Genomic DNA, 15,164 nt, shown 5'->3' with positions numbered 1-15,164 from the left:
CCCAAAACAGTTTGTTTTGGGCTTGTGTCTTTACTCGCGTCCGGGAAGCGTGTTGTGGACATACGGCGGGACGGGATCCAGCTTAGCTATTTCGCCGTGCGCTTTCGGTTCCTTTTCGTATTCGAATGGTTCTCCGTCCGGCGCTGTTTCCTTCAGCCAATTTTGTTCAGCGCTTTCTCCGCCATCTGAGAAATGAATAAGCTTATGGGAGAATGACTGTTTTTCCAGCGCCTTCGGGAATGTGGAAGGAACGATCGGACCTTCCTGTTCTTCTAATTCTTTAATGGCCGCAAGCCATTGGTTTTGATGCATGGTATCACGGGCCAATAAAAAGCTGAGCATATCTTTCACGCCTTTATCATCGGTCATTTCATACAGGCGTGCGACTTGAAGCCTTCCTTGTGATTCGGCGTTCAGATTGGCGCGGAAGTCTGCCAGAAGGTTTCCGCTTGCGACGATATAGCCTGCGCTCCACGGAACGCCCGTGCTGCTCTCCGGCATTGCGCCGAGTCCTGAGACGATCGCATGATGCGGATTCATGCCGCCTAAAATGGACCCGATGACCGGATCATCAGCCGCTTTTTCCTGCTCTGCCAGCGGGGCGTCTTCTAACAGTCTCGCAATCATCGTCGCGATCATTTCGACATGGCCGATTTCTTCCGTCGCGGTATCCATCAGAAGATCCTTATATTTTTCATTGCCCCGTGTATTCCATCCTTGGAACAAATATTGCATGGCGACGGATATTTCCCCGTATTGTCCCCCTAAAATTTCCTGCATCTTTTTGGCGAACAGCGGGTCAGGACGATCCGGTTTAGCCGGATGCTGCAGTTTTTTCGTATGTGTAAACATGTCTCCATCTCCTTTTTTTTGCTCTGTCCCTATTTACTTCCCCGGCGGGAAAAGGGATGAAACGGAGATGGGCGTATTGGTCCTGCTAAGGCTCGCGGCGCAAGGATAACAAATCCTGCACAAGCCCGCGGCCGATTACCTGTTCATATTGTCCGTAAATCGGGTCGAGGCGTTTCATCCATGTGTTCTTTTCCGCTTTGCTCAGCACATGAATATGAATGGATGAATTCTTCTTTATCTCTTCAAGCTGGTCTTTATTCATTTTCTCAGCGGAGGCTTCGTTCCATTCCGTCGTTTCTCTCATCGCCTCCGTTAAGATGGCTCTCGTTTTTTCTGTCTGCGAATTCCAGAAATGCTCGTCGGTCATCACGGCATAACCGAGGTACCCGTGATTGCTGATTGTCAAATAATCTTGAACATTATAAAATTTTTTAGAATAGATATTTGAAATCGTATTTTCTTCTCCGTCTACGAGATTGCTTTCCAATAGCTGAAACGTGGAATTAAAGGAATCCTGCCGCGGGCGCGCGCCGAGCAGACGGTACTGGTCTTCGATCACGCTGCTCGGCATGATCCTGAGCGCCTGTCCTTTCAAATCGTCCGGAGTGAAGATCGGTCCTTTATTTGACGTAAGCTGCTTAAACCCGTTCGTCCAGTACGCCAGACCTTTCAAATGATGCTTTTCTAAAGAAGCGAACAGGCGTGTGCCGATTTTGCCGTTGAGGCCTTCTTGCACGGCTTTATAGTTTGTAAACGCGTACGGCAGATCCAAAACACCCCATTCGGGAGACAGTGATCCGAGCTTTGAGGTGGAGGGAGCGATGAATTGTACGTCCCCGTTTTGGAGGGCGTTTATTTCTTCATTATCTGAATAGAGGCTCCCGTTTGGAAACACCTCTACTTTAATGGTGCCGCCGGATTTTTGATAGACAAGTTCGGCAAACTTATTCGCCGCCCGCCCTTTTGGCGTGTTTTCAGCAACGACATGGCTGAATTTGAAAACGATTTGATCTTTCAGGCCTTCCTGTTCGTCATCATAATACGGTTCTTCCGTTGAGAAACGATCATGAAAGCCGATGAATAAAGCGGTTCCGATACCGAGTACCATCAGGCTGAGACAAGTCAGCAAGCTTTTCATCGAAAACCCCCTCCGCCATTTTCTATAACAAGCATAATCGGGCGGGCCGTTTTCGTAAAGAGACGGAAAGGAAGAGGCCAATGACGAAAAAAAAGCTCACCATCCGCTGGAAAATCACCATACTTTCGTATATCGTCGTGCTTTTTACCTTTTTGATCGTCGGCATCGTGCTGATCGGAAATATTCAGCATACAGAGGAGCGCGAGCTGAAAAAACGGCTGATGAATACCGCGCGGACGGTATCTGAGATGACCGATGTCAAACGCGCCCTGGAGCAGAAAAAACAAAGGGAAGACGTGCGCCATGCGGTCGAAGAAATAAGGATCATCAATGAAGCGGATTACATCGTCGTCATGGATATGGATCATATCCGCTATTCACATCCCGTCAGCACAATGATCGGAAAGCGTTCAAGGGGTGAGGACGAAGCCGCGGCGTTCGCCGAGCACATTTATTTTTCCGAAGCAAAGGGAGAAATCGGCACCGCCGTCCGCGCTTTTTATCCCATCAAAGACCGGGATTTGAATCAGATCGGCGTCGTTCTGGCCGGTAAAACGCTGCCCGGATTCGGTGAAATTCTTCTTCAGCTGAAACATGAAATACTGTTTATCGTTCTGCTGGCGCTCGGGTTCGGACTGGCCGGCTCCTTTTTGCTGGCCCGCCACATCAAAAAACAAATGTTTTGGCTGGAGCCCCATGAGATCGTGAGAATGTATGAGGAACGGACCGCTACGTTTCATTCAATGAATGAGGGCGTCATCGCGATTGATAATCAGCATCACATCACCATTTTTAATGAAAAAGCGAAGCAGATATTCAATGTCAGACAAGAAACAGACGGCAGGCTGATCTGGGACGTGTTAAAAGATTCGCGCCTCCCTGAAATCGTCGAGCGGAACCGAGCCGTATATAATGAAGAAATCCAAGTCAGCGGAAAGGTGATCATGAGCAGCAGAATTCCGATCGTCATGAAAAAGAAGGTCATCGGAGCCGTCGCCATTTTTCAGGACAGGACGGAAGCGGCGAAAATGGCGGAAGAACTGACAGGTGTGAAAAATTTTGTCGATGCGCTCAGAGTTCAAAATCATGAACATATGAACAAGCTTCACACCATCGCGGGACTGATTCAGCTCGGAAAATCAGAAAAAGCGCTCCAGCTTGCTTTTAAGGAATCATCAGAACAAGAAAGCGTCACCGATTTTCTTCATCAGGCCATTCAGAATGACGCTGCGGCGGGACTGCTGTTAAGCAAAATCAAAAGAGGAAAAGAGCTTGGCATTTCTGTGAAAATTGATGAAAACAGCAGTTTCTCGGCATTTCCGGAGCATGTCGACCAGCATGACATTGTCGTCCTGCTTGGCAATTTAATCGAGAATGCGTTCGGCGCATTCGAAACAGCGGACACGGAGGACAAACATATTGACATCAGTATCGAGCAAAATGATGAAGTGCTTGCTATATTAATAGAAGACAACGGAAGCGGGATTTCCGATCAGCACATCCCGCACCTTTATGACAAAGGGTTTACCGTCAATAAAACGGGAGGAACGGGATACGGCTTGTACCTCGTCAAACAAATCGTCGACAAAGGGATGGGCATTATTGAAGTCGACACACGGCAGGGACAGGGAACGGCATTTTCTATTTTATTTCCGATGAAGGGGGAGGAATCATTCGATGGACATCAAGGTGCTGCTTATTGAAGATGATCCGATGGTGCAGGAGGTGAATAAAGAATTTATCACCGGTGTTTCGGGGTTCAGCGTCATCGCCACAGCAGCTGACGGAGACGAGGGAATCAGGCTTATAAAAGATCTGAGGCCCGGGCTCGTGGTATTAGACGTATACATGCCGAAAAAAGACGGAATTAAAACACTCCAGGAAATCAGAAAACAAAAGCTCGAAGTGGACGTCATCATCGTCTCGGCCGCAAAAGACAAAGAAACAATCCAGCTTATGCTGCAAAACGGTGCGGCCGACTATATTTTGAAGCCGTTTAAGCTGGAGCGGATGAGACAGGCGCTCGAAAACTATAAACAATATAAACGGAAAATTGAAGAGCATGACACCATGTCGCAAGAGCAGCTTGACATGCTGCTTAAAATTCCGCAAAATCCGTCCCGGGATCTGCCGAAGGGGTTAAATCATTTTACGATGAATGAAATTTTGACCTATATGAAACAGCAGACGGAGCCGCTTTCAGCTGAAGAAGCCGCCAAAGCGCTCGGAATCGCCAGGGTGACAGCGCGGCGTTATCTTGATTTTCTTGAAAAAGACGGCCAGATTAAGCTCGACATTCAATACGGGGGAGTGGGCCGGCCGGTTAACCGCTACAAATTCGTCCGCTAGCCGAGACCAAAAAGACCAAAATGTCCGTTATGATCATAAGCTTCCCCTCTTTGTTTGAAAACGCTATCATTTTTGTATAGACGCAGCGAGAGGCAAGGGGGAGTAGGGATGAAAATTTTCAAAAATCTTACGGTGCAGGTCATCACGGCGGTGATCATCGGCGTCATTGTCGGACTCGTATGGCCTGAGGCCGGGAAGCAGATGAAGCCGCTCGGCGATACATTTATCAATGCGGTAAAAATGATTATCGCACCGATCATATTCCTGACGATCGTGCTTGGCATCGCCAAGATGGGAGACATGAAAAAAGTCGGCAAAGTCGGGGGAAAAGCATTTATTTATTTTGAAGTCGTGACCACCATCGCCCTTATTATCGGACTTCTGGTCGTCAATATCATGAAACCCGGTGAGGGGCTTGATTACAGCAAGCTTGAAAAAGGGGATGTCTCTCAGTACACGCAAAATGGTGGACAGGGGATTGACTGGATTGAATTTATCACTCACATCGTTCCGTCAAATATGGTTGACGCTTTCGCAAAAGGCGACATTCTTCAGGTCTTATTCTTTTCTGTTTTATTCGGTGTCGGCCTGGCGGCGCTCGGTGAAAGAGGCAAAAGCATTATTGATTTCTTCGATAAACTGTCGCACGTTTTTTTCAAAATCATCGGCTACATCATGCGCGCGGCGCCGATCGGCGCATTCGGGGCCATGGCCTATACGATCGGGCACTTCGGCCTTGATTCCATCAAGCCGCTGGCGAGTCTGATGCTGTCTGTATACGTTACGATGTTCCTGTTTGTATTTGTCGCTTTGAATATCATTTGCAAACTATTCGGTTTCAGCTTGTGGAACTATCTCCGTTTTATTAAAGATGAACTGCTCATCGTTCTCGGCACAAGCTCTTCTGAGTCCGTCCTTCCGCGGATGATGGATAAAATGGAGCGCTACGGCTGTTCCAAATCGGTTGTCGGCCTTGTCATTCCGACGGGATATTCTTTTAACCTGGACGGCACCTCGATTTATCTGTCCATGGCGACGGTTTTTCTGGCGCAGGTGTTCGGCGTTGACCTTACCATCGGCCAGCAGGTTACGATCATTCTCGTGCTGATGCTGACATCAAAAGGCGCGGCGGGCGTAACCGGAAGCGGATTTATCGTGCTCGCCTCCACTTTATCGGCGCTTCAGGTTATTCCGCTGGAGGGGCTGGCGCTGCTCCTCGGCGTCGACCGCTTTATGAGTGAAGGAAGGGCGATCGTCAACCTGATCGGAAACGGAATCGCCACCATCATCGTAGCCAAGAGCGAAAATGAGTTTGACGAAGCGAAAAGCACACAGGCCGTAAAAGAAATGAAAACGGCGGTATAAAAGGAAAGGAACGGTATGCATCGGGCATGCCGTTCTTTTTTTCGGCCGCCATGAGTAAAAAAGATAAATTTGTTTAAATTTATTAGGAGGTGGACAAAGACCTTAGCGTCATTTTGTTATATAATTTACAATTAGAGAGTGAAAGATGAAATCTAAGGGCTTTTTGTCCTAGCAGGAGTGTATAAATGGCGGCTATTTTTAAATTTTTTCAGCATCCGGGTGTCAGACGTTTTTCCGTTTTTCTTGTTTTGACTGGGGTGTTAGTTGTATTCCGAAGTATGATTAATTTGATTTTGCTTACGTTTATTTTTACTTTTCTGATGGATCGGCTGGAGACTGTCATCCGGCACGTGTTGAACCATTTTTTCCGGATCAGCCAGAGGGTGGTCATCACCGTTTTATATATTGCGCTGGCTGTCGGGGCGACTGTCGGAGGCTTTGTCTTTTACCCGATTGTTGCCAAGCAGATTGAACAGCTGATTAAGCAGATCAAGCACATCGCGTATCATCCCGATGTCATTCCGTTTTATGATGAGATATCGAGCGTGTTCGGCGATATCAATATCGGTTCCTATGTAAAAGAAGGTTTTAATGTACTGTATACATACTTGGCCGATATCAGCACTTTCGGTTTGCAGGTCGTGATGTCACTGATTCTCAGCATGTTTTTCCTGTTCGAGAAAAAGCGGCTCACGGAGTTTATGAAAAAATTTCAGCACAGCAAGCTGTCTGTTTTTTACTACGAACTTGCTTATTTCGGCAGCAAGTTTGCGAGAACATTCGGCAAAGTGCTTGAAGCCCAATTTATTATCGCGCTGGTGAACTGTATCCTCACCTTGATCGCATTGGCGATTCTGCATTTTCCGCAGCTGTTCGGCCTGTCCATCATGGTCTTTTTCCTCGGGCTCATTCCCGTTGCGGGTGTGGTGATTTCGCTCATTCCGCTCAGCATCATCGCGTATACGACGGGCGGCGCAGCGTATGTCATCTACATCGTGCTGGTCATTTTCGTCATCCATGCGATTGAGACGTACTTCCTTAATCCGAAACTGATGTCAGCGAAAACGGAACTGCCGATCTTTTTTACCTTTACAGTTCTGATTTTCTCGGAACATTTCTTCGGCATTTGGGGCTTGATTATCGGAATTCCGATTTTTGTGTTCCTGCTCGATATTCTGGATGTCGTCAATAATGAAGAGAAGGAAAAAAACGGACCGGTCCCGGATAAGACATAACGTCGGCTCCGGCTCTTCACGAATATATGACTAATGTTATAATGCAGACAGTGCCTATGTACGGGCACTGTTTATTTTTTGTGAAAAAGGAGGAAGGCTGTATGACTGAGCCGATTTTACATATTGAAGGCCTTGACAAAACAATAGGCAAAAAGCACATTTTAAAAAACATCAGCATGGATGTCAGGCAGGGCGAGATCATCGGTTTGCTCGGTCCGAACGGGTCGGGAAAAACCACACTTATCCGAATCATCGTCGGTCTTTTAAAGAAAAACAGCGGCACGATTACAATTAACGGCTTTCAGCACGATGCTGATTTCGAAAAAGCGCTTGAATCCGTCGGAGCGATCGTGGAAAATCCTGAATTCTACCCGTACCTGACGGGGTGGGAGAATCTGAAGCACTTTGCCAACATGCACAAAAACATCAAAGAGGACAGGCTTCAGGAAGTCATCGAACGGGTCGGGCTCACCAATGCCGTTCATGACAAAGTTAAAACGTATTCCCTTGGTATGCGTCAGCGTCTCGGGATTGCTCAGGCCATTCTTCACCGTCCGAATCTGCTCATTTTAGATGAACCGACAAACGGGCTTGATCCCGGCGGAATGAAGGATTTCCGCGATCACTTAAAGGAACTCGCGGAGCTTGAAGGGACGAGCATCCTTTTTGCGACGCATTTATTGCGTGAAGTGGAGGACCTTTGCGACCGTGTCATCATCATTCAAAAAGGTGAGATCAAAACAGAGGTTGTTCTGCGCGGCGCTGAGGAAAAAGAAGAAAAAGCCGTCCTCGACATTCAGCCGGCTGACGAAGCCTTCGAATGGCTGTCCCAACAGCAATTTGCTCCGGAGAAAAACGGCGGGGGCATTACCGTCACCGTAGCGAAGAAGGACATCCCGGCATTAAACCGTGCGCTCGTCGGACAAGACTTTCTTGTGTATTCCATCATGCCGTATGCGGAATCGCTGGAGGATGAATTCATGAAAGTGACGACGGCGCTTCAAGAGGAGGGGGAGACGAATGTTTAAATTGACAGCGAATGAGCATATGAAACTCTTTAACCGAAAAGTCTCATTAGTGGCGCTGATTCTGATGGCCGTTCTCCAATTTATTATGGCGCTTGTCATTAAACGGCTTGTCATCAGTTCCGGAACGGATGAGAATTTCATCGGCTATATGGCGTACGCGCCCGGGCTGAATATTCTGCTTGAGGCATTAACGATCGTGATCGCGGCAACGATCATTTCCGCTGAATTTGATAAGAAAACGATCAAATTTTTGTTAATCCGCCCGGTAAAGCGGGAGCGGATTTTTGTATCTAAACTCATTACCGTATTTTTGGTCAGCTTGTACCTGTATGCGGCGTACTATATTCTGTCTCTGCTGTTCGGCATGGCTTTCTTCGGCGTGTCGGTGACATCTGAATCAGGGACGCTTCTTATGAACACCCTGAAAGTAATCGGCACGAACTGGGTCGAGGCGTTTGCGATGGCATGCTTTGGCTTGTTGTGTTCTTCTGTATTCCGAAACAGCGCAACGGCCGTCATTTTGTCATTTATCGTGCTGTATGGCGCAAAATCACTTGTGACGATTATGTCGCTCTTCCAAAACAAATGGGGAAGTTTTCTGCTGTTCGCAAATACTGACCTGACGCAATATATGAGCGGGGCGAAACCGCTGTTTGCGGGAATGACGCCGTTATTTTCCGCAGGCATTATCATTATCCATATCGTATTCTTCTTAGCCGTCGCTTGGTGGAGCTTTTGCAAACGCGATGTTCGGGTATAAAGTAAAGGAATGACATTTTTGTGAAAAAGATCACGATAAATCAATAATTTATGCTATTTTGATTTATAATAAAGGTAATGACGGAGGTGCTCACTTGAGAAATTTTATTACCGCATTACCGATTGTGTTATTGCTTGGTTTTTCCTTTGTGTCATTCATGTTCCAATTCGAACATCTTGTTTATTTCAGGCTTGCGCTGGGTTTGTTTTCTACAGTGGGGCTGTTTCTCTTATATAAAATGAAGTCGGGATTCCGTTATTTCATCATCTACCTGTATGCAAGCTGGATCGTGCTTGCGGCAGTTACCGCGTTTGAAGAGCCGATTTTTTCTAGCTTTTTCTTTGGCGGGCTTGTGATGACGATGGGTTATCTCACATATATGCTGATTTATCTCGGGCTTAAGCAGGACCGCGGCCCGGAAGCAGTCTGAACGCGCTATTCCATGGAATAGCGTGTTTTTTTTGTACAGCCTCACAGTTGCGAAACGAGACTTGAATCTCTATAATACTTATTAACTTTATCGGAATTATAATGGGGGGATTCCAGTGTCTTTATGGATACAGAATGAACGGCAGAGGGAATGGATGGAAAAAATCGGCCTGCTTGCAGACGAATTTCAAAAAACAGCCGCGCTTGATGATGAGGCGGGCCGTTTTCCTGCGGAGAAAATTCAAAGACTGCGCGACGCGGGATATACGGCGTTAACGGTACCTGAGGTATTCGGCGGTGCAGGCATTTCCGTTTATGATATGGTGCTGTTTCAGGAACGGCTGGCGCGGGGAGACGCGGCCGTTGCTCTCGGAATCGGCTGGCATTTATCCGTCATGGGTGAGCTCGGAGAAGGAAACAGCTGGGATGAAGATGTCTTTTCATTTATCACAGAAGAGGTGAAAAAGGGAGCTGTCCTGAACAGGGCAGCGACGGAACGGCAGACCGGCAGTCCGACGAGGGGAGGAAGACCCGGCACCTCCGCTGTCAAAAAAGACGGAAAATGGGTGCTGAACGGCCGAAAAACCTTTACAACCCTTTCACTGACTTTGGATTATATGCTTGTGACGGCATGGATTGAAGAAAAACAAACGACCGGTGTTTTTCTCATTCATAAAGATCAGTCAGGCGTTTCAGTCGAAGAAACATGGGATATGATTGCCATGAAGGCGACCGGAAGCCATGATCTCCTTTTAGATCATGTCACGGTCAGTGACGAGCGGCTTGTGGAGCTTATCAGCGGGCCGAGAGCGGCGAAAGTGAATGGCTGGCTGCTTCACATTCCCGCTGCTTATCTGGGCATCGCTCAAGCGGCAAGGGACTATGCCGTCCGGTTTGCATCCGAATATTCGCCGAACAGCCTGAACGGACCGATTAAAGACGTGCCGGCCGTTCAGCAGCGTGTCGGGGAAATGGAGCTTGAATTGTTAAAAGCGAGACAGTTTCTCTTCACGGCGGCGCAAATGTATGATGACCCGAAACGCCGCCCTTTCATCAAAAGCGAGCTCGGCATCGCAAAACATATTGTGACAAATGCCGTCCTTTCTGTTGTTGATAAAGCAATGAGAATCACCGGCGCAAAAAGCCTGGAGCGAAATAATCCGCTTCAGCGGTATTATCGGGATGCCCGGGCCGGCCTTCACAATCCGCCGATGGACGATGCGGTCATCGGCAAATTAGCGGCGGAAGCCTTTGAGCAATAAAAAAAAGAGCCTGAAAAAGGCTCTTTTTATGTATGGCTGTTGTGCCGGAGCAGTTTTTGATGCTTACGGTCAATTCTGTCATAGATCACATTCATCAGCTTTTGATTATTCATAATGGCCGCCTTGTTTTCTTTTATCAGCTGTTCGTATGTTTTTATTTTACGTTTCGCCATGAGCCCGCACCTTCCTTACATATTTGTATTCGCTTTCTAATTCTCCTAGCGATAATTCATATAAATGCCGTTCCGACTTTTTGTATATTCCGTTATTGATCAGCAAATGGATCAGATGTTTTTTTCGTCCTTCAACTGATGATCTGAGCTGAGGAGAAGACCTCATGATTACCCTCCTAATCAAATGATATTGAGAATCATTATCAGTTAATGAAAGTATACAATGGGCATATTCATATGTAAAGGGAAAATACCGCCAATTTTTCGACAAAAAGTTTCCCGGGGAATAATGCTGTCGAATATTGCATTTGCTCAGATCAAAGCTGCTATTTTTCCGCTTTTCCATCCATACTATGAATGAGAATGGAGGAGTCCTTACATGAATGATCAAACGGCAAACTTAAAACGGGGCGAAAAAGGCGCGATTCTTAATATCGCCGCGTACCTCATCCTTGCCGCCGTCAAACTGGTGATCGGTCTTATTTATCATTCCGAAGCGCTCAGAGCGGACGGGTTAAATAATGCCACGGATATTGTCGCATCACTGGCTGTGCTGATCGGGCTCCGGATTTCCCAGCGCCCCGCGGACAGTGATCATGCCTACGGACATTATCGGGCTGAAACAATTTCTTCATTAATTGCGTCTTTTATTATGATGGCGGTCGGTATTGAAGTGCTGATCGGGGGAGCAAAGGCGATTGTCAGCGGAACGGAGGCCGAGCCGAGCTTCATTGCGGCATGGACGGCGCTCGGAAGCGCGATTGTAATGTACGGCATGTATGTATATAACAGCCGTCTTGCAGATCGGGTTAAAAGTGCTGCGCTTCATGCGGCGGCGAAAGACAGCCGTTCTGACGCCTATGTCAGTATTGGGGCGTTTATAGGCGTCTTAACCGCCCGGCTTCATCTGCCGTGGATTGATCCGGTCATTGCTTTTCTGATCGGAATCATCATCTGTAAGACGGCATGGGACATCTTCAAAGATGCTTCCCACTCATTGACGGACGGGTTTGATCTGAAAGATTTGGAGCCGTATAAACACACGGTGAAAGAAATAAAAGAGGTCAGCAGGCTGAAGGATGTGAAAGCAAGGTATTTAGGGAGCACGGTTCATGTGGAAATGGTCATTACGGTAGATCCGGGACTGTCTGTGAAAGAAGGCCATGAAGTAGCCGATGAGGTCGAATATGCAATAAAACATGAACATGATGTGACTCATGTCCATGTTCATGTAGAGCCTGAAGTCATAAACAAAGATCGTGAAACGAATTAAATATGCTGTGATAAAAACTCTGTGACTTCTTCGGGCGTTTTCGCGTTTGCGCTGTGAAGATGCGCTTTCTTTTCGCCGTTTTTAAAGATCAGAAGGCTCGGTATGCCCATTACCTGATATTTGTCGGCAAGCTCAGGGAGCTCGTCTCTGTTCAGTTCATACCAATCATTTTGATTATATTCTTCCAAAATATCGCCGATGAACATATTCATGCGCGTGCAGTCAGGGCACCAGTCAGCGAAAAATTTCACGATGATTTCCTTGTCGGATTGAATAAGTTCATTAAATTGTTCTGTTGTACTGATTTTTTTCATATGACACATCTCCTTTTCCATGCCATTTTAATATAAAATAAAAAGGAATTACATACAAATGCTTTCATATTCAGAATGCCCAAAAATAATTAGATCATTTTCTGAGGAAAGTGATAAGATAGTAAAGATGAATTGTTGTGGGGGGAATATCCATTGAAAACAAGTCTAGGATTGGTGTACGGCGGAAAGTCAGCCGAACACAATGTATCGCTGCAGACAGCATTAGCTGTAACAAAAGCGCTTAATACTGAGAAGTTTGATATACATCCGATTTACATCACTGAAAAAGGAGAATGGCAAAGAGGCCCGCTGCTGACTGAGCCGGTTTCCAACGTGAAAATGCTTCAGCTGGAACAAAACGGTGAAAGTTTCGCTCTATCAGCATTGAACCGGGAAATGTTTCCTGAAGCGTCGCCTGACGAAAAGGCGCCGATCGATGTCGTATTTCCGCTTCTCCACGGACCGAACGGTGAAGACGGCACCATTCAGGGTCTGCTGGAATTGCTGAACGTTCCTTATGTCGGCAACGGGGTGCTTGCATCATCAGCCGGCATGGATAAAGTCATCATGAAGCATTTGTTCGCTCAAGCGGGGCTTCCGCAGGCGAAGTACGCCGCTTTCTTAAAAAAGGACTGGAAACAGACGCCGGACAGCTGCTTACAGCAGGTTGAAAAGGAGCTGGGATATCCGTGCTTCGTCAAACCGGCGAACCTCGGATCAAGCGTCGGAATCAGCAAATGCCGAAACCGTGAAGAGCTTGAAAAAGCCTTCGAACTGGCTTTTGAGTATGACCGGAAAATTGTGGTGGAAGAAGGAATCGCCGGCAGAGAAATCGAAATCGGCGTACTCGGAAATGACGAACCGAAATGCTCCGCCGTCGGTGAAATCGCGCCGAAAACCGACTTTTACGATTACAAAGCGAAATATGAAGACGGCGACACGGATTTAATGATTCCCGCGCAAGTGACGGATGAACAATATGCGGAAATCAGCGAGATGGCGATTAAAGCCTTCAAAGCGATTGACGGATCAGGCCTTGTCCGCGCCGATTTCTTCCTGACCAATGACGGTCAAGTGCTCATTAACGAAGTGAACACAATGCCGGGCTTTACGCCATTCAGCATGTTCCCGCTGCTTTGGAAAGAAGCAGGCGTAGATTACAGTGATCTGATCGAACAGCTGGTTGAGCTGGCAAAAGAACGCCATGCCGAAAAACAGCTGATTAAACATACATTTTAATGAAGACGGACACTGCCTGAAGGGGCAGTGTCTTTTCCCGTAACAGACAACATTTTCAGAAAGCGAGGTGCCACCTTTGATAAAGCGAACTGTAAAACGAATCGCAGACATGGTCAAAGGCACACTGACAAATCCCGAATTTGAACAAAGAATGATTGAGGGCGCCGCAACCGATACGCGGACTTTGGAAAAAAATCAGCTGTTCATTCCTTTAAAAGGCGAGCATTTTAACGGCCACACCTTTGTGCCGCAAGCATTCGAAAAAGGCGTTTCCGCGGTATTGTGGGACCGCTCTGAACCGAATCCGCCGGAAGAGCGTGCTGTCATCCTGGTCGATGACACGCTGGAGGCGCTGCAAACATTGGCAAAAGCTTGTTTGAAAGAGCTCGGCACAAGGGTTATCGGGGTGACCGGGAGCAATGGAAAAACGACAACGAAAGACATGCTTCACGCCGTTCTCGGCACTCAGTACCGCGTTCACAAAACCGCCGGCAATTTCAACAATCATATCGGCCTGCCGCTGACTGTGCTTGCCATGCCTGAAGATACAGAAATCGCCGTTTTAGAAATGGGAATGAGCGCGAGGGGCGAAATTGATTTTCTGAGCCGTCTTGCTGAACCGGAAGCGGCCGTCATTACCAATATCGGCGAATCCCACATGCAGGATTTAGGCTCAAGAGAAGGAATTGCGGAGGCGAAACTTGAAATTATAAACGGACTTCGGGAAGACGGCGTTCTGTTTTATTTCGGGGATGAGCCGCTGCTCCGCCAAAAGACGTACACTTGCCGGACAACGACATACGGCGCAGGCGCGGACAATGATCTCCGCCTGAAAGAAATAAAACAAGCGGAAGAAGGCACGTACTTCAATATCGACGGGATCGACCGTTCTTTCTTTATTCCGGTTCTCGGCAGACATAATGTGATGAATGCCATGGCTGCATACGCCGCCGGCATCTATTTCGGCATTACGCCGGAAAATGCCGCTCTGGGACTGAGCCGCCTGAAGGTGACGGGGATGAGATTGGAACTGGTCAAAACGGAAAACGGCATCTCGATCGTAAACGACGCGTATAATGCGAGCCCGACGTCAATGAAAGCGGCGGTCGAATTAATCGAAACGATGAAAGGCTATCGGAAGAAAATGCTCGTTCTCGGTGATATGCTTGAACTTGGTGATGAAGAAAAAGCATTCCACGAAGAATGCGGAGCTGCGGTCAATCCGGCGGAAATCGACCATGTATTTACTTACGGCACACTCGGCGCATTCATCGCTGACGGAGCGCGTCGGCATTTTGAAGAAGGGCGCGTCAGCCATTATCTTGACAAAAAAGAACTGCTTCACGCCATACAGGAAATGGCCGCTTCCGGCGATCTCCTTCTGTTTAAAGCATCGAGAGGTATGAAGCTCGAAGAAATCGTTAAAGATTTATTAGAGAAGAACTGAAAAAATACTGATCAGCATTATAAAAATATACAAAAATGAAGAAACTAATTCAGGGTGAAATAATTCTGTCCGTATGAAAAAGAAAGACCGCCGGCTGGGAAATCCCGTCCGGCGCGGGGTCCGGCCTCGTTCGCGGGAAGAATCCGGTCAGGCCGCTTCCGGCCGCCTGACCATCTCGCCTTATTGAAAAACACATAGTGTAATGGTAAGATTAAACGTAAAGTAATTCGGGCTTTGTATACGTATGATCCTGTCCTTTGGATGAAAGGGCGGTTTTTAGTGGTAAATCACGACATTACT

Annotated in this window: 16 protein-coding genes; 11 read left to right on the top strand and 5 right to left on the bottom strand. The window is 47.3% G+C overall.

Annotated elements, in window-relative coordinates:
* Positions 1–30: 30 nt before the first annotated feature.
* Together NQS30_RS16095 and NQS30_RS16090 are read right to left on the bottom strand one after the other, a co-directional pair.
* On the bottom strand, positions 31–852 hold the full coding sequence (locus NQS30_RS16095; protein WP_012116856.1) for a manganese catalase: 822 nt from the start codon (positions 850–852) through the stop codon (positions 31–33).
* Positions 853–937: 85 nt separating this feature from the next.
* Complete coding sequence (locus tag NQS30_RS16090; protein WP_033575053.1) at positions 938–1,990, bottom strand: TRAP transporter substrate-binding protein; 1,053 nt, start codon at positions 1,988–1,990, stop codon at positions 938–940.
* 80 nt (positions 1,991–2,070) lie between these two features.
* Here NQS30_RS16090 and NQS30_RS16085 point away from each other — a divergent pair, with 80 nt between their 5' ends.
* From NQS30_RS16085 to NQS30_RS16050, 8 genes are all read left to right on the top strand, one after another.
* The gene (locus NQS30_RS16085) at positions 2,071–3,693 is read left to right on the top strand and encodes a two-component system sensor histidine kinase DctS (RefSeq protein ID WP_015416863.1); all 1,623 of its coding nucleotides are present in this window, start codon (positions 2,071–2,073) and stop codon (positions 3,691–3,693) included.
* Entirely contained in the window at positions 3,668–4,339 is a 672-nt protein-coding gene (locus NQS30_RS16080; protein WP_003156219.1) for a two-component system response regulator DctR, read from the top strand. The genes NQS30_RS16085 and NQS30_RS16080 overlap by 26 nt, the downstream gene beginning before the upstream one ends.
* Before the next feature lie 108 nt (positions 4,340–4,447).
* Positions 4,448–5,704 (top strand): C4-dicarboxylate transporter DctP, encoded by a 1,257-nt coding sequence (dctP, locus tag NQS30_RS16075; protein ID WP_012116859.1) that lies wholly within the window; start codon positions 4,448–4,450, stop codon positions 5,702–5,704.
* Between the two features lie 185 nt (positions 5,705–5,889).
* The gene (locus NQS30_RS16070; protein ID WP_007410215.1) at positions 5,890–6,939 is read left to right on the top strand and encodes an AI-2E family transporter; all 1,050 of its coding nucleotides are present in this window, start codon (positions 5,890–5,892) and stop codon (positions 6,937–6,939) included.
* A gap of 101 nt (positions 6,940–7,040) precedes the next feature.
* Positions 7,041–7,967 (top strand): ABC transporter ATP-binding protein, encoded by a 927-nt coding sequence (locus NQS30_RS16065; RefSeq protein ID WP_012116860.1) that lies wholly within the window; start codon positions 7,041–7,043, stop codon positions 7,965–7,967.
* Complete coding sequence (locus tag NQS30_RS16060) at positions 7,960–8,727, top strand: ABC transporter permease (protein WP_007410217.1); 768 nt, start codon at positions 7,960–7,962, stop codon at positions 8,725–8,727. The genes NQS30_RS16065 and NQS30_RS16060 overlap by 8 nt, the downstream gene beginning before the upstream one ends.
* Positions 8,728–8,821: 94 nt before the next feature.
* Entirely contained in the window at positions 8,822–9,157 is a 336-nt protein-coding gene (locus tag NQS30_RS16055; RefSeq protein ID WP_007410218.1) for a hypothetical protein, read from the top strand.
* Positions 9,158–9,272: 115 nt separating this feature from the next.
* Positions 9,273–10,418, top strand: a complete 1,146-nt coding sequence (locus tag NQS30_RS16050; RefSeq protein WP_052827071.1) for an acyl-CoA dehydrogenase family protein — start codon at positions 9,273–9,275, stop codon at positions 10,416–10,418.
* Between the two features lie 26 nt (positions 10,419–10,444).
* Here the strand turns inward: NQS30_RS16050 and fbpB are convergent, their stop codons facing one another.
* Together fbpB and NQS30_RS16040 are read right to left on the bottom strand one after the other, a co-directional pair.
* The gene (gene fbpB, locus NQS30_RS16045; RefSeq protein WP_003156206.1) at positions 10,445–10,591 is read right to left on the bottom strand and encodes a Fur-regulated basic protein FbpB; all 147 of its coding nucleotides are present in this window, start codon (positions 10,589–10,591) and stop codon (positions 10,445–10,447) included.
* Positions 10,578–10,757, bottom strand: coding sequence for a Fur-regulated basic protein FbpA (locus NQS30_RS16040; protein ID WP_003156203.1), 180 nt, complete (start codon positions 10,755–10,757; stop codon positions 10,578–10,580). Before NQS30_RS16040 ends, fbpB begins: the two co-directional genes overlap by 14 nt.
* Positions 10,758–10,970: 213 nt before the next feature.
* Between NQS30_RS16040 and NQS30_RS16035 the strand changes: the two genes are divergently transcribed.
* Positions 10,971–11,864 carry a cation diffusion facilitator family transporter gene (locus tag NQS30_RS16035; RefSeq protein WP_039062645.1) on the top strand — a complete coding sequence of 298 codons (894 nt, stop codon included), beginning with the start codon at positions 10,971–10,973 and terminating at the stop codon, positions 11,862–11,864.
* Here the strand turns inward: NQS30_RS16035 and NQS30_RS16030 are convergent.
* Complete coding sequence (locus NQS30_RS16030; protein ID WP_003156200.1) at positions 11,861–12,178, bottom strand: thioredoxin family protein; 318 nt, start codon at positions 12,176–12,178, stop codon at positions 11,861–11,863. The genes NQS30_RS16035 and NQS30_RS16030 overlap by 4 nt on opposite strands.
* 153 nt (positions 12,179–12,331) lie before the next feature.
* Here NQS30_RS16030 and NQS30_RS16025 point away from each other — a divergent pair, with 153 nt between their 5' ends.
* Positions 12,332–13,417: a D-alanine--D-alanine ligase gene (locus NQS30_RS16025; protein ID WP_023356724.1), complete on the top strand. Its 1,086-nt coding sequence runs from the start codon at positions 12,332–12,334 to the stop codon at positions 13,415–13,417.
* Positions 13,418–13,493: 76 nt separating this feature from the next.
* On the top strand, positions 13,494–14,864 hold the full coding sequence (locus NQS30_RS16020) for a UDP-N-acetylmuramoyl-tripeptide--D-alanyl-D-alanine ligase (RefSeq protein WP_218791498.1): 1,371 nt from the start codon (positions 13,494–13,496) through the stop codon (positions 14,862–14,864).
* Positions 14,865–15,164 lie beyond the last annotated feature (300 nt).

The sequence above is a fragment of the Bacillus sp. B1(2022) genome (genome assembly GCF_040259625.1).
GTDB classification, from domain to species: domain Bacteria; phylum Bacillota; class Bacilli; order Bacillales; family Bacillaceae; genus Bacillus; species Bacillus velezensis.
This window is presented reverse-complemented; position numbering and strand designations above follow the sequence as displayed.

Excerpts from the sequence above, each read along its gene's own strand:
- NQS30_RS16030 (WP_003156200.1), bottom strand. The coding sequence starts at position 12,178 with ATGAAAAAAATCAGTACAACAGAACAATTTAATGAACTTATTCAATCC.
- NQS30_RS16060 (WP_007410217.1), top strand. The coding sequence starts at position 7,960 with ATGTTTAAATTGACAGCGAATGAGCATATGAAACTCTTTAACCGAAAA.
- NQS30_RS16035 (WP_039062645.1), top strand. The coding sequence starts at position 10,971 with ATGAATGATCAAACGGCAAACTTAAAACGGGGCGAAAAAGGCGCGATT.
- NQS30_RS16065 (WP_012116860.1), top strand. The coding sequence starts at position 7,041 with ATGACTGAGCCGATTTTACATATTGAAGGCCTTGACAAAACAATAGGC.
- NQS30_RS16070 (WP_007410215.1), top strand. The coding sequence starts at position 5,890 with ATGGCGGCTATTTTTAAATTTTTTCAGCATCCGGGTGTCAGACGTTTT.
- NQS30_RS16040 (WP_003156203.1), bottom strand. The coding sequence starts at position 10,757 with ATGAGGTCTTCTCCTCAGCTCAGATCATCAGTTGAAGGACGAAAAAAA.
- dctP (WP_012116859.1), top strand. The coding sequence starts at position 4,448 with ATGAAAATTTTCAAAAATCTTACGGTGCAGGTCATCACGGCGGTGATC.
- NQS30_RS16080 (WP_003156219.1), top strand. The coding sequence starts at position 3,668 with ATGGACATCAAGGTGCTGCTTATTGAAGATGATCCGATGGTGCAGGAG.
- NQS30_RS16085 (WP_015416863.1), top strand. The coding sequence starts at position 2,071 with ATGACGAAAAAAAAGCTCACCATCCGCTGGAAAATCACCATACTTTCG.
- NQS30_RS16095 (WP_012116856.1), bottom strand. The coding sequence starts at position 852 with ATGTTTACACATACGAAAAAACTGCAGCATCCGGCTAAACCGGATCGT.
- fbpB (WP_003156206.1), bottom strand. The coding sequence starts at position 10,591 with ATGGCGAAACGTAAAATAAAAACATACGAACAGCTGATAAAAGAAAAC.
- NQS30_RS16090 (WP_033575053.1), bottom strand. The coding sequence starts at position 1,990 with ATGAAAAGCTTGCTGACTTGTCTCAGCCTGATGGTACTCGGTATCGGA.